The sequence below is a fragment of the Streptococcus halotolerans genome (genome assembly GCF_001598035.1).
GTDB lineage: Bacteria > Bacillota > Bacilli > Lactobacillales > Streptococcaceae > Streptococcus > Streptococcus halotolerans.
In genome coordinates this window covers 824,364-847,443 of record NZ_CP014835.1, presented here as the reverse complement: position 1 = coordinate 847,443, position 23,080 = coordinate 824,364, and the positions used below count along the sequence as shown (strand labels likewise).

The 23,080-nt window shown below is 39.8% G+C and carries 16 protein-coding genes and 1 other annotated feature; of the genes, 14 read left to right on the top strand and 2 right to left on the bottom strand.

Annotated elements, in window-relative coordinates; translation table 11 throughout:
• Window positions 1-67 precede the first annotated feature (67 nt).
• The 6 genes from rlmD to A2G56_RS03730 all read left to right on the top strand — a co-directional run bounded on the left by rlmD (window position 68) and on the right by A2G56_RS03730 (window position 14,707).
• A complete protein-coding gene (gene rlmD, locus A2G56_RS03755; RefSeq protein WP_062709235.1) occupies window positions 68-1,426 on the top strand; it encodes a 23S rRNA (uracil(1939)-C(5))-methyltransferase RlmD in 1,359 nt (452 codons plus the stop codon).
• A gap of 137 nt (window positions 1,427-1,563) precedes the next feature.
• The gene (locus A2G56_RS03750; protein ID WP_062709232.1) at window positions 1,564-1,938 is read left to right on the top strand and encodes an iron chaperone; all 375 of its coding nucleotides are present in this window, start codon (window positions 1,564-1,566) and stop codon (window positions 1,936-1,938) included.
• Between the two features lie 1,014 nt (window positions 1,939-2,952).
• The gene (locus A2G56_RS11090; protein ID WP_062709229.1) at window positions 2,953-10,383 is read left to right on the top strand and encodes a collagen-flanked surface repeat-containing protein; all 7,431 of its coding nucleotides are present in this window, start codon (window positions 2,953-2,955) and stop codon (window positions 10,381-10,383) included.
• Window positions 10,384-10,846: 463 nt separating this feature from the next.
• Window positions 10,847-12,853 carry an N-acetylmuramoyl-L-alanine amidase gene (locus tag A2G56_RS03740; RefSeq protein ID WP_062709225.1) on the top strand — a complete coding sequence of 669 codons (2,007 nt, stop codon included), beginning with the start codon at window positions 10,847-10,849 and terminating at the stop codon, window positions 12,851-12,853.
• 76 nt (window positions 12,854-12,929) lie between these two features.
• The gene (pepT, locus tag A2G56_RS03735; protein ID WP_062709222.1) at window positions 12,930-14,156 is read left to right on the top strand and encodes a peptidase T; all 1,227 of its coding nucleotides are present in this window, start codon (window positions 12,930-12,932) and stop codon (window positions 14,154-14,156) included.
• Window positions 14,157-14,209: 53 nt separating this feature from the next.
• The gene (locus tag A2G56_RS03730; protein WP_062709220.1) at window positions 14,210-14,707 is read left to right on the top strand and encodes an EbsA family protein; all 498 of its coding nucleotides are present in this window, start codon (window positions 14,210-14,212) and stop codon (window positions 14,705-14,707) included.
• Here A2G56_RS03730 and A2G56_RS10160 read toward each other — a convergent pair.
• On the bottom strand, window positions 14,688-14,882 hold the full coding sequence (locus A2G56_RS10160) for a ferredoxin (protein WP_082785100.1): 195 nt from the start codon (window positions 14,880-14,882) through the stop codon (window positions 14,688-14,690). The genes A2G56_RS03730 and A2G56_RS10160 overlap by 20 nt on opposite strands.
• Before the next feature lie 45 nt (window positions 14,883-14,927).
• Here A2G56_RS10160 and A2G56_RS03725 point away from each other — a divergent pair, with 45 nt between their 5' ends.
• The 7 genes from A2G56_RS03725 (at window position 14,928) to tnpA (ending at window position 20,377) form a co-directional block, all read left to right on the top strand.
• On the top strand, window positions 14,928-15,560 hold the full coding sequence (locus A2G56_RS03725; RefSeq protein ID WP_062709217.1) for an SAG1386/EF1546 family surface-associated protein: 633 nt from the start codon (window positions 14,928-14,930) through the stop codon (window positions 15,558-15,560).
• A gap of 19 nt (window positions 15,561-15,579) precedes the next feature.
• Entirely contained in the window at window positions 15,580-16,260 is a 681-nt protein-coding gene (cmk, locus tag A2G56_RS03720; protein WP_062709216.1) for a (d)CMP kinase, read from the top strand.
• Window positions 16,261-16,283: 23 nt separating this feature from the next.
• Window positions 16,284-16,409 (top strand) — a sequence feature (ribosomal protein L20 leader region).
• A gap of 13 nt (window positions 16,410-16,422) precedes the next feature.
• Window positions 16,423-16,953 carry a translation initiation factor IF-3 gene (gene infC, locus A2G56_RS03715; protein WP_018380792.1) on the top strand — a complete coding sequence of 177 codons (531 nt, stop codon included), beginning with the start codon at window positions 16,423-16,425 and terminating at the stop codon, window positions 16,951-16,953.
• 35 nt (window positions 16,954-16,988) lie between these two features.
• Window positions 16,989-17,189 (top strand): 50S ribosomal protein L35, encoded by a 201-nt coding sequence (gene rpmI, locus A2G56_RS03710; RefSeq protein WP_018380793.1) that lies wholly within the window; start codon window positions 16,989-16,991, stop codon window positions 17,187-17,189.
• A gap of 54 nt (window positions 17,190-17,243) precedes the next feature.
• A complete protein-coding gene (rplT, locus tag A2G56_RS03705) occupies window positions 17,244-17,603 on the top strand; it encodes a 50S ribosomal protein L20 (RefSeq protein ID WP_000124839.1) in 360 nt (119 codons plus the stop codon).
• A 288-nt stretch (window positions 17,604-17,891) separates the two neighbouring features.
• On the top strand, window positions 17,892-19,724 hold the full coding sequence (gene lepA / locus A2G56_RS03700; protein WP_062709213.1) for a translation elongation factor 4: 1,833 nt from the start codon (window positions 17,892-17,894) through the stop codon (window positions 19,722-19,724).
• A 188-nt stretch (window positions 19,725-19,912) separates the two neighbouring features.
• Window positions 19,913-20,377 carry an IS200/IS605 family transposase gene (tnpA, locus tag A2G56_RS03695; RefSeq protein WP_062709210.1) on the top strand — a complete coding sequence of 155 codons (465 nt, stop codon included), beginning with the start codon at window positions 19,913-19,915 and terminating at the stop codon, window positions 20,375-20,377.
• A gap of 407 nt (window positions 20,378-20,784) precedes the next feature.
• Here the strand turns inward: tnpA and mscL are convergent, their stop codons facing one another.
• Window positions 20,785-21,156, bottom strand: coding sequence for a large conductance mechanosensitive channel protein MscL (mscL, locus tag A2G56_RS03690; RefSeq protein ID WP_062709208.1), 372 nt, complete (start codon window positions 21,154-21,156; stop codon window positions 20,785-20,787).
• Window positions 21,157-21,299: 143 nt separating this feature from the next.
• Here mscL and dnaG point away from each other — a divergent pair, with 143 nt between their 5' ends.
• Window positions 21,300-23,075, top strand: coding sequence for a DNA primase (dnaG, locus tag A2G56_RS03685; protein WP_062709206.1), 1,776 nt, complete (start codon window positions 21,300-21,302; stop codon window positions 23,073-23,075).
• Window positions 23,076-23,080: the final 5 nt, after the last annotated feature.

Genomic DNA, 23,080 nt, shown 5'->3' with positions numbered 1-23,080 from the left:
GGGACGAAAGTCTCTCTTTTTCTTTTGGAAAATAGTAGGATTGTAAAACTAGAAATGGGTCAAACAAATGCAAAAAAATGATATTTTAGACGTTGAAATCCTTGATTTAACTCACGAAGGACAAGGGGTAGCCAAGGTAGATGGTTTCGTCTTTTTTGTTGATAATGCTCTTCCAGGTGAAGTCATCAAGATGCGCATTCTCAAATTAAAAAAGAAAATTGGTTTTGGCAAAGTTGAAGAATACCTCAACTATTCTGACAAGCGTAATCACGATATTGACGCAGCTTATTTGCGTTCAGGTATCGCTGATTTTGGTCACATAGTCTATGAGGAGCAACTCAAGTTCAAACGCCAACAAGTGGTCAATAACCTCTATAAAACAGCTGGTATTTCTGATGTCACTGTTGCTAAAACCATCGGTATGGAAAATCCTTTAGCTTATCGTAATAAGGCAACAGTTCCTGTTCGCCGCGTTAATGGACAGTTAGAAACAGGATTTTTTCGGAAGAATTCTCATGATCTTATGCCTATCGAGGATTTTTATATTCAAGATAAGGTTATCGATGAGTTGATTGTCTTTGTTCGTGATTTGTTACGACGTTTTGACATTAAACCTTATGATGAAAAAGAACAAACGGGTTTAATTCGAAATTTGCTTGTTCGTCGAGGGCATTATACTGGTGAGATCATGTTGGTTTTGGTGACCACACGTCCCAAGATTTTTCGCATTGAGCAAATGGTTGAAAAGATTACCCAGGCTTTTCCAAGTGTCGTATCAATTTTACAAAACATCAACGATCAAAATACCAATGCTATCCTAGGTTCAACATTCCGAACGCTGTATGGTAAAGAGGCTATTACAGATAAGATGCTGGAAAACGACTATGATATTTCTGCCCAATCTTTCTATCAGGTCAATACTGAAATGGCTGAAAAACTTTATCAGATAGCTATTGATTATTCAGAATTAAAGGCTGACGACGTGGTGATTGATGCCTACTCAGGGATAGGAACGATTGGCTTATCATTTGCTAAACAAGTCAAGGCAGTTTATGGGGTCGAAGTTGTTGAAGCAGCTGTGGAAGATGCCAAGAAGAACGCTGAAAGAAATGGGATTACAAATGCTCATTATGTGGTCAATTCTGCTGAGAATGCCATGACCCAATGGGCTAAAGACGGCGTTCAGCCCAATGTCATTCTGGTTGACCCGCCACGCAAAGGATTGACGGAAAGCTTCATACGAGCAAGTGTTGACATGTCACCAGAAAAAGTCATCTATATTTCATGTAATCCAGCAACCATGGCGCGTGACATCAAACATTATGAAGAACTTGGTTACAAACTGAAGAAAGTGCAGCCGATGGATTTGTTTCCACAGACGCATCATTGCGAAGTTGTGAGTCTTTTAGAACGCATCGCTGATTGATAGTCTCTGGTGTTTTCGTATTTCTAGGCAAAAGGCTAATACCCTTCACTGGATGATGTTACTCCCGCAGCGGAATCAAGCTGAAGCAGTGGTTTAATGCCGAAAAAACAACAAATTGTAATGGAAGAAATGACGCGATGAAACAACATGTATTTGAAGAATATTTAAAAGGGATTGATAATCATACGCATCAAGATAAGGTATCAGAGTTATTGCATTGGATACTGGATGAATTTTCTGAATTAGAACCGGTCATTAAATGGAATCAGCCGATGGTAACACATGATGGGACATACATCTTTGGGCTAAGTGTTAGTAAACAACACATAGCAATTAGCCCTGAAGTAGCAACTATTAAACAGTTTAAAGATGATATTGAAAAAAATGGTTATTCTCACACAGACAATATTGTCCGTATAAAATGGAAAGAAGCTATAGATTATGATCTTATAAGAAAGATGATTGTCTTTCAAATGGAAGAAAAAGCAGGATTTACTAATTTTTGGAGATAGTATCAATATACAGAAGTGATAGTGGGATAATGAATAAAAAGTACAGCAATTTCCAAGGCAATACTAGATGTAGAGGAATAGCTTGCATGATGGGGATTCTGACTGACTATGTCTGGTAAATATGTAAAAGAGCTTAAAGAACTAATGAAGAGAAAATTCTATTCGTTCCACAGTTTGATTCAAAGTTTAACCAATGCTATTGCGTTTTATAGTATAGAACTCTGCTATCGGCACATGTGGAGACGGTCGTTTTGATGTTAAGAGTTGCCGCCAGCAGCTAAATAAAAATCACAAAATAAAAGCTTATTCAGAGGCTATCGTCAAAAGTATCGGTAGCTTAGAGTAAGCCTTATTTTTTGTGATAAAAAGAGATTAAGCGGAAACATATCCATAGCCAAGCGTTGACACAAGGAAATGTCTAACAGAAAAAATGCACTCACTTGCACATAGCTCAATACGTGGATTTGTTTCGGAATAAAGGCTATTGTGTAGGGGAGCGATGATTTTTATAAAAGGAAAATTAGTAGACTAGCATCGGCTAAGAAGCTCTTTGCTAATCCGCAACACCCTTATACACGCTACCTGTTAATAGCCACATTCCCCCTCAATCCAGTCCAAGCTCGGAAACAGCTAAGGTATATCCCATCAAAAAACGAAGAGTTTAAGCTGACAAGAGCATTTGATTGGAAAGAAGTAGAAGCAGAACATTTGGTGAGAATCAATAAATCGTAAAACCTAGCGAATAGCTAGCTGTTAAATAGAAAAATACAGCCTTTGGAACTAAGTTTCTGAAGGTTATTTTCTTAAATTTTTATTTTAGAACAAATGATGCTAAAACGCTTGTTTATTTGATTTCTATTGGACAAATACTGCACTCAAGCTTGTCATAAATGATAATTTTATTTAAAAATTATGAAATACCTTGAGTTTTATATAAAAATATTGTAATATAGACATATCTTTTTGACTTTTTTACAGTCATTTAATTTTTAGTGAGACATATAGGAGGTAAATATGTTTTTTAAACAACAGCAACGCTTCTCTATTCGGAAGTATTCGTTTGGAGCAGCATCTGTCCTTTTAGGGACCGTCCTTTTAGGGATGGGAGGACCAGAGGCGTCCGCAAATACGGTAACTAAGGATGAGCTTTCGAACCCAGCTGTCACTGCCGTATCAGCAAAAACAGATACTAGCGCACCAGAGCTGGCGCTTGAGTCTGAGACATCTGTTTCTGATCACCCAGCAGTGACTGCTAGTGAAGAGACAGTCACTTCAGAAGCTATGGTTAAGCCCGTAGAATCAACGGTAGAACAAACTTCTACTGAAACAACAACTTCAGAAAAGGCTGATATTGAGACTGTACCTGCTACATCTGAAGAACCAACAGAAGTGCAACCAAGCGCTGCTGATACAAAATCTAGTGCACAAGCGCCTGCTACCGATGGAGTAGTCACTTCAGAAGTTACTAGGTCAGAAGCACCGTCGACATCACAGCCTCTTTCAGAAACAAAATCAGACGGTGCAGGTAAATCGGTGAGTGCATCAGAAGACATTCCAAATGAATTGTATGATTTCCTAGCTAAGAATCATTCATCTATTGATTTTTCAACTCAAGATGCCTATCTCAGCTTAGCAAACAACTACGGCTTGTCAGCCATTAATAATGCCCATGTGGAACAAATTGATCGTGCTTTAAAAGCCATTCGTGAAGCAGAAGCTAATAAAGCTAAGCAAGAAGTTGCTAAAAAGGAAACACAATTATCAGAAAATTTTGTGTTATCACCTAATTTTTCAGATTTTTCTCATATTATTTCTAGTGCACAAGATCCCAAACAACCTGTACGCCAACTATTGTCAGAAGTATATGGATCAAAAGACGTTGATGGTATTTTAGAGCGTGTTGACTTTTCATTAGCTAGTGATGCAAAAGCCTTATACCGTAACATCGTTGAAGCGGGATTAGCATATGCCAAAGAAAATGCTAGACCGCATATATTTGCAGTGGTAGATGGTAAAGTAAAACTTACGAGTCTGACTGCTACTTCATCAAATCCAAATCGGCCGAATGGTGCGGTTCATTTAACAGAAACGGATCATTTAAGAGTAAGGGCAGATTTTTCAATTGAAAATGGTGTTAAAGCCGGTGATACGACAACAGTTGATTATGGACAATATGTTCAACCTGGAGGCCTTACGGAGCCGATACCGATTGTTCCGATGCGAATTTCAGTCGGTGGAAAATATGTTGAGATTGCTACAGGTAAATATAATTCAGAGACGAATACGGTAACCTATACGTTCAATGAAAAAGTTGAAGAATATATTGATATAAAAGGGTTTATTCAACAAGTAGCAAGTGATCGTCGAGATAATTATCCAGGGAATAAAACGCCGGTATCTAATGAATTTACTTTCTTTGGTGAAAAACAAACAGAAAAAGTAATTTTTGATTATGGAGACCATAATGATAAGCATATTGAAGGTGCTCTTACTAAAATAGATAAAAATTCTGGTAAGGATACATTAGTTTATTATTTGAACCAGCCAAGAGATACAAAACCAAAATATTTCGATGTTCAACACGCTGACCGCTACGATATGTCGAGAATAGAGTACAAAGTTTATCGACTAAGTAATGATGTCCAATTGAAAGACAACTTTCAATTTAATCCACATCAACAAGGAGTAACAGAAGTTCAAGGTGTTCAAACTAGCAATATATATAAGGCTGATGGGAAACAATACACACGACTAACACTTTCGAACGGAAGAACGGATAGCCAGATTCCGAATGATCGTTATGTGGTAGTAGCGGTGGCCCCTGTAAAAAATTATGATGTCCCTGGTAGAGTTGTGACAGAATTACAGAGTTATAGAAATACGACAATAGGGACTAAGCAAGCAATAAATATTAGTGCACATGAGAATGCTTCAGATGGAGCAGGAGCATTGCCAATAAATCCAACTGATTCTGTTAAGCCAAAACCAGATCCAGAACCAGATAAACCAGCACCGGAACCACCAGCACCACCGGTGACACCAGAAACGTCTAAAGATTTATACGAAATGACAGTTGAAGATGAAAGCTTCAAAACTCAATTTAAGTATAATCCTCAAGTGCCAGCCGGAACAATAGTAAAAGTTCAAGATGGTCAAGATAAACGTACGCAAGTCTTATATAAACACGTTAACCCTGATGAAATACCGAATTTTGATGAAAAGGACTTTAAGTTCTTTAGAGGACAATATTGGAAAGAAGTTTCTAGAGAGGTTATCCAACCTGCACAAGATGAAGTGTTTGAGTATAATATGAAATCTATTGTAAAAACGGTAGTTAAACCAGATGGTAGCGTAGAAATTTCATATAATGATAATACTCAAACAATTATTCCAGCACCCAAAGCACCCAAAGCACCGGAACCACCTTTGGTGGATATTGAACCAAGTGAAAATGAGGGAAGAAAAGGTAATTGGGTTATTGTTAAAACATATAACCCAGAGACGGGCAGTTATATCGAAACAAAACGAACTTTTATTCCAGATGGAAAGGATGGAAAAAAGGGTGAAGATGGAGTTGTAGGTCCAGTAGGACCACGTGGCCCACAAGGTCCGGCTGGAGCTCCAGGTGAGAAGGGTGAACAAGGTCCACAGGGTCCGAAAGGTGACCCAGGAAAAGACGGAGCAGTTGGCCCAATAGGACCAGTAGGTCCGAAAGGTGACCCAGGAAAAGATGGAGCCAAAGGTGATCCTGGAGAACAAGGTCCAGTAGGCCCACAAGGCCCTGCAGGGAAAGATGGTATACAAGGTCCAGCCGGTCCAGAAGGAAAACAAGGCGAACGTGGCGAACGTGGTGTTGAAGGCCCCGCGGGTCCGGCAGGACCAAAAGGTGACCCAGGAAAAGATGGCGAACGCGGTCCGGCGGGTCCACAAGGTGATCCAGGAGTTAAAGGTGACCGAGGCGAAGAAGGTCCACAAGGAGCACCGGGGATACCAGGTCGAAACGGATTAGACGGAAAAGATGGAGCCAAAGGTGATCCAGGAGAGCAAGGCCCGAAAGGTGAACCAGGAAAAGATGGTGAAGCTGGGCCAATGGGTCCCCAAGGTCCAGTCGGACCAAAAGGAGCCAAAGGTGAACCTGGAGTAGCCGGTCCCCAAGGCCCTCGAGGAGATAAAGGTGAAACCGGAGCCAAAGGTGATAAGGGAGACCAAGGTGAAACAGGCCCAGCCGGTCCTCAAGGTGAGAAGGGTGACCCCGGAGCCAAAGGTGAGACAGGCGAGCGCGGTGAGCAAGGGCCACAAGGACCGAAAGGCGATCCAGGCGAAACAGGAGCACCAGGAGAAAAAGGCGACCGAGGTGAAACCGGTCCCCAAGGCCCACAAGGTGATCCAGGAACACCAGGTCAAGATGGCAAACCAGGCCCAGCCGGTCCAGTCGGACCAAAAGGAGACAAAGGTGAACCTGGAGTAGCCGGTCCCCAAGGCCCTCGAGGAGATAAAGGTGAAACCGGAGCCCAAGGTGAGCGAGGGGAACAAGGTCCAGCCGGTCCTAAAGGTGAGAAGGGCGACACCGGAGCCAAAGGTAATAAGGGAGACCAAGGTGAAACAGGTCCTCAAGGACCGCAAGGAGAAACAGGAGCGCCTGGACCAAAAGGAGACAAGGGTGACCAAGGCGAAGTTGGTCCACAAGGCCCTCAAGGAGCCAAAGGTGATACCGGCGAGCGTGGTGAGCAAGGCCCACAAGGACCGAAAGGCGATCCAGGCGAAACAGGAGCACCAGGTGAACAAGGTCCAGCGGGGCCAGCAGGACCAAAAGGAGACCAAGGAGAACAGGGTCCGAAAGGTGAAGATGGCATAAATGGTTCACCAGGGGTACCAGGCCGAGATGGTTTAGACGGTAAGGATGGGAAATCCCCATCAATCGACATACAAGAAAACCAAGATGGTAGTTATACTGTTACAGTTAAAAATCCAGATGGATCCACTGAGAAAATAACTGTTAGAAACGGAGAGAAAGGAGAACAGGGCGAACCAGGTAAGGACGGAAATAATGGTACTAACGGAACATCAAGTCGTGTTGAAGTTGTAGAAAATTCAGATGGTGGTTATACAATTATTACCTATAGAATTACATCAGATGGCGAAGAGATTGTAACAGGACGACAAATAATACGTGATGGAAAAGATGGAAAACCAGGTCGCGACGGAAAAGACGGAAAAGATGGTTTGACTCCAAAAGTTGAAGTGACTAATAATCATGATGGCACACATACTGTGAAAGTTACGACACCAACAAGAGACAGCGACGGAGAAATCACGAATACGGTAACTGAAACAGTTATTAAAGATGGCAAGTCACCAGAAGCAACAGTAAAAGACAATGGCAATGGTACGCATACTATTACTATTAAAGATTCAAACGGAAATGTAACCGAAACAACCGTTAAAGATGGAGCGCCAGGAGCCAAAGGCGATAAAGGTGATGAAGGAGCACCAGGTCGAGATGGCCAAGACGGCTTGACTCCAAAAGTTGAAGTAACTGATAATAAAGATGGTAGTCACACAATTACCGTAACTAATCCAGACGGTACTAGTACCAAAACAACTGTTAGAGATGGTGAAAAAGGAAAAGATGGCCAAGACGGTAAATCGCCAAAAGCAGAAGTGATTGAGAATGAGGATGGCAGTCATACAATCAAAATTACGGATTCAGATGGAAAAGTAACCACTACAACTGTTAAAAATGGTGAAAAAGGCGACAAGGGTGAGCCTGGTCAAGATGGCAAGGACGGCAAAGATGGTCTAACACCTACTGTCGAAGTGGTGGATAATAAAAACGGAACACATACTGTTAAGATTACTAATCCAACAAGAGACAGTGAAACAGGAGTTATCACTAAAACCGTAACTGAAACAACCATCAAAGATGGCCAAGATGGTGAATCGCCAAAAGCAGAAGTAATTGACAATAAAGATGGCAGCCATACCATCAAAGTTACCAACCCAGACGGCTCCACAACAACCACAATTGTTAAGAATGGTCAACCAGGAAAAGATGGTACTCCAGGGGTTAAAGGTGAAAAAGGTGACCCAGGAAAAGATGGCCGTTCATTTACCGCAACTACTGAGCGTGGTGTTCATGATGGTAAACCAGGAACTTGGGTAGTCATTCGTGACCGTGAAACTAATAATGAACTTGATCGTGAGTTTATCTTCGACGGAGAAGACGGTAAATCGCCGGAAGTGGAGGTTAAACCGAATGATGATGGTAGTCACACGATTACAGTCACTAATTCAGATGGAAAAGTAACCACTACAACCGTTAAGAATGGTGAAAAAGGCGACAAGGGTGATCCAGGTCAAGATGGCAAAGACGGCAAAGATGGTTTAACGCCAACTGTTGAAGTTGTGGATAATAAAAACGGAACACATACCGTTAAGATTACTAATCCAACAAGAGACAGTGAAACAGGAGATATCACTAAAACCGTAACTGAAACAACCATCAAAGATGGCAAAGATGGTAAATCACCAACTGCTAGAGTTGAAGACAATGGCGACGGCACCCACACAATTACCATCACTAATGGTGACGGCACTGAAACCAAGACGATCGTTGAGAACGGTAAAAAAGGCGATAAGGGTGATCCAGGTCGAGATGGCAAGGACGGCAAAGATGGTTTAACGCCAACTGTTGAAGTCGTGGATAATAAAAATGGTACACACACCGTTAAGATTACTAATCCAACAAGGGACAGCGAAACAGGAGATATCACTAAAACCATAACTGAAACAACCATCAAAGATGGTAAAGATGGTGAATCACCAAAAGCGGAAGTCACTGACAATAAGGACGGCAGTCATACCATCACTATCATCAATCCGGACGGTTCTAAAACAACCACTATTGTTGAGAACGGTAAGAATGGCAAAGACGGACGCGATGGTAGAGACGGTAAAGATGGTAAATCACCAACCGTAGATATCAAGCAAAATGCGGATGGTAGTCACACCATTACCATTACTAATGCCGACGGTAGCAAGACTGAAACGATTGTTAAGAATGGCAAAGATGGTAAGGATGGCAAATCCTCAACAATTGACGTTAAACAAAATGCAGATGGTAGTCACACCATTACTGTCAACCATTCAGACGGTAGTAAAACGGAAACCATTGTACAAAATGGTAAAGACGGTAAAGATGGCAAAGATGGTAAATCACCAACTGTAAACGTCAAACCAAATGATGATGGCAGTCATACTATCACCATCATCGATTCAGATGGTAGCAAAACCGAAACTACTGTTAAAAATGGCAAAGATGGTAAGGACGGCAAATCCTCAACGATTGACGTTAAACAAAACGCCGATGGCAGCCACACAATCACCATCACCAATTCAGATGGAACCAAAACTGAAACTATCATCAAGAACGGTGAAAAAGGTGATAAGGGAGACAAAGGTGATGCTGGTAGAGATGGACGTGACGGTCAAAATGGCAAAGACGGTCGCGATGGCCAAAACGGTAATAACGGTTCAGGAATCACTAACATCAATAACAATGTGAATGTTAATGTTAACCAAAGTCTAAATCTTAAAGAATTAGAAGACTTACTATCTAAATTAACATTGCTAGGTATTCGACCAAACATTACTATTGTTAATCAACAAATTATTATCAATGCGAAAGAAGCACCTTGTGATGGCTCGATTTCGCTTGAAGATTTCAAAAAATTAATGAGTCAATTACAATTGCTAGGAATCAATTTGACGATTAATATTAATGGCAATACGAATGTGATCATTATTGATAAGGATACGAATCCTAACAATCCAAATGAGCCAGGTAAGCCAAGCGAGCCCAGTCAACCAAATGAACCAAGCGAGCCAGGCCAACCAAATGAACCAAGCGAGCCCGGCCAACCAAGCGAGCCCGGTCAACCAAGTGAACCAGGTCAACCAAGTGAACCCGGTAAGCCAAACGAGCCAGGCCAACCAAGTGAACCAAGCGAACCAGGCCAACCAAATGAACCCGGTAAGCCAAATGAACCCGGTAAGCCAAATGAACCAGGTCAACCAAGTGAGCCAGGTCAACCAAGCGAACCAGGTCAACCAAGTGAGCCAGGTCAACCAAGCGAACCAGGTAAGCCAAATGAGCCAGGTAAGCCAAGTGAGCCAGGTCAACCAAGTGAACCAGGTCAACCAAATGAACCAGGCCAACCAAATGAACCAGGTCAACCAAATCTTCCTAAAGAACTAGGTCGCTCAATTAACTTAGTTTCTTCAGAGAAACAAGGATTTAATACTTCTCATTCTAATGTGGCTGAAGCAAGCAAATTACCAAATACTGGTGCATCAGATCATAATGTTGCCTACGTTGGATTGATGAGCTTAGGCTTATCAGCAGCAGTATTAGCAACAGCTAAGAAGAAAAAAGAAGAAAATTAATCGTTAAAGCACTGATATCATTGGCTTATGATATTGCGAACACACAATTAGACGTTCAAAAGAGAATGGAAAGTTTTCTTTTGGGAGGCTGATAGCTAAAACGAAGAGTTTGGAATAAAGTCCTTGGGACTCAAGCGAAAAGCAACGGTTTCTATGCCGTTGCTTTTTGATATTGGGGGAATAGCCTGTTAGTAAGCGCTATATTACGAGCGTCCAATAGTAAGCGTCCAATAATGAGGTATATTGAAAAACATTCCAAAGTCTGAATTGACTCTGCCATGGTTAATTCTATTTTCCTCATCTTTCTAGTTTAACAGAATAGGGCATTTTGACTTTCGACCTAAGCAAGCCATTATCACTTTCGGATGATAATGGCGTGAAACGTTTCTTAGAATAACTTGACAAATTAAAAAAACGTTTGCTATACTAACTTTCAAAATGTTTTAGTTTAGGAGATTAAATCATGAAAAAGAAGATGTATAAGGCTAAAAAGCAGTGGGTTGTTGCCGGTGTTACCACTGCTAGTCTTTTGGTTGCCCCTGGTGTTTTGGCAGAGGAGGTTGCACCAGCTGCTAACGGCGTAGTTGTTGGCGACATGACGAGTGGTTCTGAGAACGTCACACCGCAGCCAACTAATGGTATAAAAACCACATCTGTGACGGCTGATTCCTCATTGGAAGAACCTGGTCGTGATTTGAGAGATGAATCATCAGCTGCAGAGAATGTTAATCCTGCTGAGACGTCCAACCTATTGAAGGTGGCTAAAACGCCAACACCAGTGATGGCATCCTCAATGGTGAGCAGTAATGACCAAGTAGCGTCATCTCCAACAACAGAGAGTCGATCTGCTAAGGAGACAGTATCAAATTTATCGAAAGTCGATAATAGTGATGTTAACATTCGATCGCACGTAGAAAATATAGGTTGGCAAAAACCGAGTAATGCAACACAGTTGATCGGTACAATTGGTCAAAGCAAGCGTTTAGAAGCTATCGAACTTAGTTTGGGAAAAGATATGTCGGCCTTGGGAGAAATTGTTTACCAAAGTCATATTCAAAATATAGGTTGGCAGCGACCAGTCAAAAATGGAGAACTTAGTGGTACGGTTGGTCAAAGTAAACGTCTTGAGGCAGTTAATGTTCGATTAACGCAAGAATTGGCAGCTCATTTTGATCTTTACTACCGTGTTCATGTTCAAGATTATGGATGGTTAGGCTGGGCAAAGAATGGGGCTAATGCTGGAACGGAAGGCCTCTCGAAACGTCTTGAAGCCCTTGAAATGCAGATTCTTCCTAAAGGTGCTCGTTTCACAGGATCCATGAGCCGGTCTTTTATAGCAAAAGACGCTCAATCAGCTTCGCTTAGTTATCAAACCTATATTGAGAAAAAAGGTTGGCAGGGCTCCGTTTCTAATGGTCACTTGAGTGGTAGTACAGGTCATAATCAACAAATAGAGTCTTTGAAACTTCGTCTTCATTCGGATTATCTAGGCCATCTATCCTATCAAACCCACATTCAAAATGTCGGCTGGACGCCAGCTGTTAGAGAAGGCCAAGCAAGTGGTCAGGAGAGCTCCAATCGCCAAATCGAAGCAGTGAGAATTGCCTTAGTAGGTGAGATCAGTCAACACTATGATGTTTATTATCGTGTTCATAGTCAGAATAAAGGATGGTTAGATTGGGCAAAGAACGGATCTAGTGCTGGGACAGAGGGTTTTTCTTTGGGTGTTGAAGGCATTGAGGTTACCCTAGTTAAAAAAGGTGGTTCTGCTCCAGGAACAACAGTTAAGCCTTTTGAGAAGAAAATGACCGTAGTCAAGACTCCTTCAGTAGTCCTAACACCATCTGCCTCACAAGGTAATTATTCAAAAGTTAATAAAATTGTCTATTTAGATGCTGGTCATGGAGGTGCGGATCCTGGTGCCACTTATGCAGGCATTACTGAAAAATCTCTAAATTTAAGAATGCAATCTCTTGTTCGTGCGAAACTAGAACGATTAGGTTATAGAGTCATTACTACACGGGATACTGATTCTTATTTGGACTTGTTGCCTCGTTCCAACAAAGCTAACCAAAGTTTAGCGGATTTGTTTGTAAGTATTCATTTTAATGCTTCAACAAGTCCTTCTGCAAACGGTATTGAAACTTATTATTATCAGTATTATCCTGAATATCAGCCAGCCATTAATAAAACTTACCATGATAATGCGGAGCGCTTAAAAAGAAGTGCCAGCCTTGCAACTGCTATTCAATCGGCTGCCATCAGAGCTACAGGAGCTAAAGATAATGGTGTCTTAAGAAATACCTTTGCTGTGTTAAGGGAAACGACTGCGCCAGCAGTACTGTTAGAATTGGGCTATATGTCTAACTACGCAGAGAGAAATCGTATCACTAAAGGTGATTATCAAGAAAAATTGGCTAATGCCGTTGTTAGTGGCATTTTAAGTTATTATAAGACTTATTCTATTTAATAAAAATTAAAAAATCTACTCGCTGGAGTGGATTTTTTGGTATAATCAGTGAAGATAATAGAGAAGAGGTACGTTTATGTCTTATCCAAATCTTTTAGAACGCTTTTTAACATACGTAAAGATTAATACACGTAGTGATGAATCTAGTCATTCAACACCAAGTACGCAGAGTCAAGTTGATTTTGCGTTAACCGTTTTAAAGCCTGAGATGGAAAAAATTGGTTTACAAAATGTTCATTATTTAGAATCAAATGGTTATATTGTAGGAACTCTGCCAGCTAATTCTGATAAGTTCAACTATAAAATTGGTTATATTTCACATATTGACACAGCTGATTTTAATGCAGAAGGGATTAAGCCTCAAATTATTGAGAATTATGATGGTTCTGACATTCCATTAGGAGATTCAGGATTTCAGTTGTCGCCAATTGATTTTCCTAATTTAAAGAATTACCATGGTCAAACGTTAATCACAACAGATGGAACGACCCTTTTAGGAGCTGATGATAAATCTGGGATAGCTGAAATCATGACTGCTATCGAGTATTTTACAAGCCATCCAGAAATCGAACACGGTGAAATACGCGTTGGCTTCGGGCCAGACGAGGAAATTGGTGTTGGTGCTGATAAGTTCGATATTGATGATTTTGATGTAGACTTTGCCTACACGGTTGATGGTGGACCACTTGGAGAGTTACAATTTGAGACATTTAGTGCAGCTGCAGCTGATATTACGTTTAAAGGACGAAATGTCCATCCAGGGACTGCTAAGAATCAGATGGTGAATGCTTTTCAACTGGCGATTGATTTTCACAATGCTCTTCCAGAATCAGATCGTCCAGAATTAACCGAAGGTTACCAAGGCTTCTATCACCTTCACGGATTTGATGGTACAGTTGAAGAAGCTCATAGTTCCTATATTATCCGTGATTTTGAGACTGAATCCTTTGAAGCGCGGAAGCAATTAATGATAGATATTGCTTCAAAAATGAATGAAGATTTTGGGGAAGAGCGTGTTCTTGTTAGTTTGAAAGATCAGTACTATAATATGCGTCAGGTAATCGAAAAAGATATGACCCCCATTAATCTTGCTAAAGAAGTGATGGAAAATCTTGATATTAAACCAATTATTGAACCTATTCGTGGTGGAACAGATGGCTCTAAGATTTCCTTCATGGGAATCCCAACTCCTAATATTTTTGCTGGCGGAGAAAACATGCATGGGCGTTTTGAATTTGTCAGTCTTCAAACTATGGAGAAAGCTGTTGATGTTATTATCGGAATATCGAGCTATGTCAACTAGCTTTTTGAAAGATTGCTGGAAGTATGGTAGAATAAGCTTGGGGGTTACCATTTATGATTAAAATTTTTGGTAAAATAAGATACCATTGGCAACCTGAGCTCTCGTGGCTTTTAATTTACTGGTCATTGACGATTGCGCCAATTTTTATAGGGCTATCCTTGCTGTTTGAGCGGACGAAAATACCTGTGACTTTCTTTTTATCCTTTGCCTTATTTTTGGTACTATTGGGATTTGGGTTGCACCGTTTCTTCGTTATCGGAGAAGAAGATCAATTGAAAATTGTATCTATGGATGTTTTCAAACCACAAAATGTTAAGATTTCTAATATAAAAAAGATTGAAGTAACTAAATTAAGCATTACCTTGATATTTTATGGTGACGCAAAAAAACGCATATTTTATATGCGTAAATGGCCTAAAAAATATTTTTTAGATGCTTTGGCTGTTCATCCTTACTTTAAAGGAGAAGTTGAATTAATGGATAATTTTATTGAGTTAGATTATTTTGAAGCATACAAAAATGAAAAAACTCCTAAAGTATTAGAGCCTTAGTTGGACAATGTTTTACAGCTTCTAATGTAGCAAGATCATTATCTGGGAACACAGCTACTAACTCATCGCTATCTGTAAATTTAACGATGCCATCGTCGTGGTAATCAAAAGCATTAGAATAGGTCTGACAAAGGCCGCAGGCGATACATTTTTCTGGAATAAGTGATACTTTCATAGTATTATTGTAATATGATTTAATTTATTTAACAAGGGGGAAATCATGGCTAAGAAACCATGGGAATCGAAGATTTTCGAAAATAAAAAGGACAGTGGCAGGCAAACGTCTCGGAAGGAAAAAAATAGTGGTTTGTTAAGCACTCCCCTATTGACAGGCCTTCTTAGTGTCTTTTTCTTAATTGTTGTAGGTATTTTGATTGTTGTTTTCTATACTTCTAATGGTGGCAGTGATGAAGCAAAAGCAACGTCTGGTTTCTACCGCTCGTCACAATCTAAAGCAAAAGAAGAAAAAGAAGCAAAGACTTCTAAAGCCAAATCTGAGTCTGATAAAAAAGCTAAATCATCCAAAGCAGATGCGAAGAAGTCTAAAAAGAAAGCAGCTTCCAAAGCTTCTAAAAAGGAAAAATCTAAAAATTCTTCAGCCAAAGCGTCTAGTTCTGCAACGTCATCATCAGAAACTGCCATGAGTTCATCAACAACTGTGACAGAAGAAACGACACCGTCAACGGAACCTTCTACAGGCGGCCAAACAATTGTTGTCCAAGCTGGAGAAGGTGCTGCTTCCATTGCAGCTCGAGCAGGTATTTCGATCGAACAATTACAAGCCTTAAATCCACAAAATATGACTATGGGTTACTGGTATGCTAATCCAGGTGATCAGGTTAACATCAACTAGAATAGAAAAAGAGGACATCATGAAAGCTATTAAAATTGCTATTGATGGCCCTGCTTCAAGTGGTAAAAGTACAGTAGCCAAGATTATTGCTCGTAATCTTGGCTATACTTATCTTGATACAGGAGCTATGTACCGTTCTGCGACTTATCTTGCCTTAAAACATCGATTAGATGATTCCAAAGTATCAGATATTCTTGAAAAGTTAGCGGAATATCCAATTTCTTTTGGTAAAGATGAGAACGGACAACAAACCGTCTTATTAGGTACCATCGATGTGACGGATGCCATTCGCCAACCCGATGTGACTAATAACGTTTCCTGGGTGTCTGCTTTGCCAGAGGTCCGCAAAGAGCTTGTCGCTCAGCAACAACGGATTGCTGCACAAGGTGGTATTATCATGGATGGACGTGATATTGGGACAGTGGTGTTACCAGATGCGGAATTAAAAATCTTTTTAATAGCATCTGTTGAAGAGCGTGCAGAACGTAGGTTTAAAGAAAATCAAGAAAAAGGCATTATGACAGATTTTGAAACCTTAAAAGATGAGATTGCTGCCCGTGATTATAAAGACAGTCATCGTAAAGTATCACCTTTAAAAGCAGCAGATGATGCCATTATCTTCGACACAACTGGTATATCAATAGAGGATGTTGTTGATTTTATTCAAAAAAAAGCGAAGAAAATCATTGACAAAGGATAATCAAATTGTTATGATAGTAACAATGAGAAAAGCAGAAGTGAGAACTTCTCGCCTTGCGACTAACGTTGTCTGGCCCTACATGTCAAGTTTCTTTATAGGAACATAATGTGTGCGGGCTTGGTTTATCAAGTCCGTTTTGTTTTTCTCTAAAAAAATAAAGAGGTGAAGATCATAGCTAAAAAAGATCTATTCATCAACGACGAAATTCGTGTTCGCGAAGTTCGTTTAGTTGGTCTTGAAGGTGAACAATTAGGTATCAAACCATTATCAGAAGCTCAATCAATTGCAGATCAAGCTAATGTTGATTTAGTGCTCATCCAACCACAAGCCACTCCGCCTGTTGCTAAAATTATGGACTATGGTAAGTTCAAATTTGAGTATCAGAAGAAGCAAAAAGAACAACGTAAAAAACAAAGCGTTATAACGGTAAAAGAAGTTCGTCTTAGTCCTGTTATTGATAAAGGTGACTTTGAAACAAAACTTCGTAACGGCCGTAAGTTTCTTGAAAAAGGAAATAAGGTTAAGGTCTCTATTCGTTTTAAAGGACGTATGATTACTCATAAAGAGATTGGAGCAAAAGTGTTGGCTGAGTTTGCTGAAGCAACTCAAGATATTGCGATCATTGAGCAAAGAGCAAAAATGGATGGTCGTCAAATGTTCATGCAACTTGCACCGATTCCAGACAAGAAATAACTTGTCAGATTATATTTATCCATAGGAGAAGAAAAATGCCAAAACAAAAAACACACCGCGCATCAGCTAAACGTTTTAAACGTACAGGTTCAGGCGGATTGAAACGCTTCCGTGCTTTCACATCTCACCGCTTCCATGGGAAAACCAAAAAGCAACGTCGCCATCTTCGTAAAGCGTCAATGGTTAACGCTGGAGATTTCAAACGTATCAAAGCAATGCTTACTCGCCTTAAATAATTAGGTCTGTAAACATTAATAGTATTATTCAGAATTATTCGGAGGAAAATATAAATGGCTCGTGTTAAAGGTGGCGTTGTATCACGCAAACGTCGTAAACGTGTTTTAAAATTAGCTAAAGGTTACTATGGAGCAAAACACATCTTGTTCCGTACTGCAAAAGAGCAAGTAATGAATTCTTATTACTATGCATATCGTGACCGTCGTCAGAAAAAACGTGATTTCCGTAAACTTTGGATCACACGTATCAATGCGGCTGCTCGTATGAACGGTTTGTCATACTCACAATTGATGCATGGTTTGAAATTGGCTGAAATTGAAGTTAACCGTAAAATGCTTGCTGATTTAGCTGTTAATGATGCAGCAGCCTTCACAGCTCTTGCAGATGCTGCTAAAGCAAAACTTGGTAAATAATCAGCTTTAATAAATTGATTAATCCGGCGCCCTAAAATGATAAGGCGTCGTTTTATTTTGTCGTTCTATCCCGTGAGATTTCAAATAAAAAAGCGAGAAGAAGGCGAATTATGAGGTTTAATCATTTAAAACGTCTTAAGAGAGCATGTTGTCCTGTAGCCATGAAAACTATTGGATAATTTAAACTAGTTTTTTACGAATAGAGCGAGATAAATGAACTTGTTCTTTTTCTTAGTCTTACTTTTTGCTATAATAAGGGGTAACCATTAAATAACATAGGATAAAAAGATGAATATCGAAGAATTAAAAAAACGTCAGGAGAAGATTCGTAACTTTTCCATTATTGCCCATATCGATCATGGGAAATCGACGCTAGCAGACCGTATATTGGAAAAAACTGAGACTGTTTCTAGTCGTGAAATGCAGGCGCAATTACTTGATAGCATGGACTTGGAACGTGAACGTGGTATCACTATCAAACTGAATGCTATTGAGCTCAACTACACGGCAAAAGATGGTGAAACTTATATTTTTCACTTGATTGACACACCTGGACACGTTGACTTTACCTATGAGGTATCACGTTCCTTAGCAGCTTGCGAGGGAGCTATTTTGGTTGTTGATGCGGCTCAAGGTATCGAGGCTCAGACACTTGCTAATGTCTATTTGGCTTTAGATAACGACTTGGAAATCATGCCTGTTATCAATAAGATTGACCTTCCAGCGGCAGATCCTGAACGTGTGCGAACAGAAGTGGAAGATGTTATTGGTCTTGATGCATCGGATGCTGTTTTGGCATCTGCTAAAGCTGGGATTGGTATTGATGAGATTCTTGAACAGATCGTGGAAAAGGTTCCTGCACCAGCTGGGGATATCGAAGCACCTCTTCAAGCGCTTATTTTTGACTCTGTTTATGATGCTTATCGCGGAGTCATCCTTCAAGTGCGTGTGACTAACGGTATGGTTAAGCCAGGCGACAAGATTCAACTCATGTCAAATGGTAAAACATTTGATGTAACCGAAGTGGGGATATTTACACCTAAAGCTGTTGGTCGTGATTATTTAGCAACCGGAGATGTTGGCTACATTGCAGCATCAATAAAAACAGTGGCCGACACTCGTGTTGGTGATACTATCACCTTGGCTGATAATCCAGCAAGTGAGCCTTTATCTGGTTACAAACAAATGAATTCAATGGTATTTGCAGGTCTCTATCCGATTGAATCCAATAAATATAATGATTTGCGTGAAGCGCTGGAGAAGCTTCAATTGAATGATGCTAGTCTGCAATTTGAACCTGAAACATCTCAGGCATTAGGATTTGGTTTTCGTTGTGGATTCCTAGGCTTACTTCATATGGATGTGATTCAGGAGCGTTTAGAACGCGAGTTTAATATCGATTTAATTATGACAGCTCCATCGGTTGTTTATAATATTAATACGACAGATGGGGAAATTTTAGAAGTATCAAATCCTTCTGATTTTCCTGAACCTACGCGTATCGATTCTATCGAAGAGCCGTATGTCAAAGCACAAATTATGGTGCCACAGGAGTATGTTGGTGCTGTGATGGAGTTGGCCCAGCGTAAACGTGGTGACTTTGAAACTATGGAATACATTGATGATAATCGTGTCAATGTTATCTATCAGATTCCACTGGCTGAGATTGTCTTTGATTTCTTTGATAAATTAAAATCGTCAACTCGTGGCTATGCTAGTTTTGATTACGATATTTCTGAATATCGTCGCTCGCAATTGGTTAAAATGGATATCTTACTTAATGGTGATAAAGTTGATGCCCTCAGCTTTATTGTTCATAAAGAATTTGCCTATGAGCGTGGGAAAGTAATTGTGGACAAGTTGAAAAAAATCATTCCTCGGCAACAATTTGAAGTACCTATCCAAGCAGCAATTGGTCAGAAAATTGTGGCACGAACAGATATCAAAGCACTTCGTAAAAATGTTTTGGCTAAATGTTACGGTGGTGACGTTTCCCGTAAGCGTAAACTCCTTGAAAAGCAAAAAGCTGGTAAAAAACGCATGAAATCCATCGGATCGGTTGAAGTACCTCAAGAAGCCTTCTTGAGCGTGCTTTCAATGGATGATGAGGAGAAGAAATAAAAAATGAGTCCTGAAAATCAGGATTCATTTTTTATTTATGTGGCTTTAAGCCCAGTCTCGCTCCGATAGGTGCGAGACAAATAAACCACCCGCTATGCGGGTGCGCGTCGACTGTTATACAAAAAAATCTCCAAACGCGATACAATAAAGGTGTTCAAACCTACTGTAAAGCGAAAGGAGATAATGATATGGCACAAAAGGCACATAGTTTATCACACACAAAATGGATGTGTAAATATCACATTGTGTTTACCCCTAAGTATAGACGAAAAGTCACTTATAATCAATATAGAAGCAGTTTGGGTGAGATATTTCGTCGACTATGCACTTATAAGGGGGTGGAAATTATAGAACGACACCTGATGCCAGACCCTATTCATATGCTAGTGAGCATCCCACTACGAATAAGTGTATCAAGTTTCATGGGATACTTAAAAGGTAAAAGTACCTTAATGATGTTTGATAAACACGCCAATTTAAACTATAAATTTGGGAACCGCCATTTTTGGGCAGAGGGATATTACGTGAGTACGGTTGGTCTCAATGAAGCCACGATAAAGAAATATATTCAAGATCAAGAGAAGCATGATATAGCACTAGATAAGTTGAGTGTAAAAGAGTATGAAGCTCCCTTTAGGGATAGTGGCAAGTAGTACCGCTGCCTCTTTGAGAGGCTAGTGACGGGTCAAGAGCAGTGAAGTTTGAACAAAGTGAAAGCCAGCGCCTTTAGGAGCTGGCTGGTAATATGGGCTTATAGCCTCGGTTCAAACCACCTGTTAGACGGGTGGTCATGATTATCGTATCTTTTTCTTTAGAGCCAGAAAGCAATGGTTGATAGATAAGGATTTGAATTTATAGTGAAAAAGATTGTCTAAGATTGTTATGACAAAGCAGATATCGCTCAACAAAATGAAAAAGTATAACAACGATATAATATTGGTATGAGCTGTTTCATGGTCCTAATCTTGAATACTTAGTTTTGTAAGTGTTTAAAAACAAAAGTTTCAACGAATCAAAAAAAAGCAGTGCCTAACACCTGCTTTTTTGAGAGAAGTCTCTCTTATTTACGAGCTAAAAGGTCGCGGATTTCTGTAAGAAGAAGCTCTTCATTTGAAGGTGCAACTTCTTCGACAACTTCTTCTTGTTTTGGCATGAATTTACTTGCAGCTTTAACAATAAAGAAGAGAATAGTACCAACAATTAAGAAGTTAAGTACAGCACTCAAGAAGCTACCGTAAGCAATACCATTCCATGTCAATTCAGCGATACGTTCTGCACCGACTGCTTTTAAAACAGGGTTCAATAAAAGAGGAGTGATGATATCTTCTACCAATGAAGTGATGATGGCACCAAATGCAGCACCAAAGATAACAGCAACAGCCAAGTCAAGGACATTTCCTTTAAACAAAAAAGCTTTTAATTCTTTAAGCATATTCAATTCCTTTCTCTATTAGACTTTATTATACAATAAAGAAAGATTAGGAGCAAGGAATTTGAATTTTTTATTTTACACGTGATATTGATAATGTTATAATGTAACGTAAGGCAAAATTGGATTTTTGTGGAGGTGATGTTGTGATTTTGGATAAAGAAACCATTGCTAAAATCAAGCAGGAAACCAATATTGTAGATATTATCGGAGAGGTTGTAGCTCTTTCAAAAGCAGGACATAACCACCTGGGACTCTGTCCCTTTCATAAGGAAAAAACGCCATCATTTAACGTTATCGAAGATAAGCAATTCTACCATTGCTTCGGTTGTGGAAAATCCGGTGACGTTTTTAAATTTCTGGAAGAGTATAGACAAATTCCTTTTAAAGAAGCTGCCTCTGTTTTGGCTGAACGTTTGGGAATGTCAATTCAAGTGACTCAAACCAACTATCATCAAAATAGACATCCTCATGAACCACTCTTTCAAATAAATGCTGATGCTAATAAATTCTTCCAAGCAGTCTTAATGACTACCAAGCAAGGAGAGGCGGCGCGACAGTATTTATACGATAGAGGACTAACGGATGATCTAATTAAACATTTTCAAATTGGACTATCTCCTGAAGAACCTGATTATTTATTCAAATCTTTATCGAATAAATATGATGAGGAGACTATTTTAGCTTCAGGTCTCTTTAACTTATCTGAAGAATCAAATCGTATCTACGATGCATTTCAAAATAGGATTATGTTTGCTCTTACGAATGACCAAGGAAAAGTGATTGGCTTTTCTGGTCGCATTTGGTCAGAGCAAGCTAAAGAAAGGCATCAAGCAAAATATAAAAACACGCGTTCAACTCCAATATTTAATAAATCTTACGAATTTTACCATCTGGATCAGGCTAAACCAGTGATTGCTAAAAAACGCGAAGTCTATCTTATGGAAGGGTTCATGGATGTGATTGCAGCTTATCGAGCAGGTGTGGTAAATGCGGTTGCGTCTATGGGAACAGCTTTGACGCAGGAACATGTGAGTCACTTGAGTCAATTTACCAAAAAGATTGTATTAACATATGATGGTGATGCTGCAGGGCAAAACGCTATCGCCAAATCGTTAGAAATCCTTTCTCAATTTTCCGTAGATATTGTCAAAATGCCTCAGGGAATGGACCCAGATGAGTATTTGAAATCTACCTCAGCAGATGAGTTAGCTAGCCTACTAGACAAATCTCGCATTAGTCAGGTAGAGTTTTGGATGCATTACCTATTGCCTGAGAATATTGACAACCTTCAAAGCCAAATTGCTTATGTCGAAAAGATTGCTGATGTCATTGCCAAAGAGCCGTCAATAACGGCTCAAAACACCTACATCAATAAAGTGGCGGACCTTCTTCCAGATTTTGATTATCATCAGGTTGAACAGTCGGTTAATAATCGTCGCCTCTCCTTGCGGCAAGATATGGTTCCATCACAAGTAGTTGAACCAGTCTATATTGATATGCCGATTGTCAAACAGGTGACTGCCCTTAGAAAGACTGAAAATCATCTCTTTCATCGGATGCTTTTTCATCCAGTGATTTTAAATGACTTTAAGTTGAGACAAGATTTTCAATTTAATACCCCAGAACTAGCTGAATTGTATCAACTGCTAGTAACTAATGGAGAGATTACATCTTATGAATTGTCTGGGGAATCAGAAACGGTACAACAGGCTTATTATCAAGTTCTAGAGGAGCAGTTACCAGAAGAGCTTGGGGACAATGAAATTTCTGATTTGGAGAGACATCGTGATCGTTTGTTAGCGCAAAATGATATGCGCAAACAAAGTCAATTGATTAAAGATACTAGTAATCAAGGTGATCAAGAAAGTGCACTTGCCGCCTTAGAAGCACTTATTGCACAGAAAAGAAGCATAGAATAGAGGGA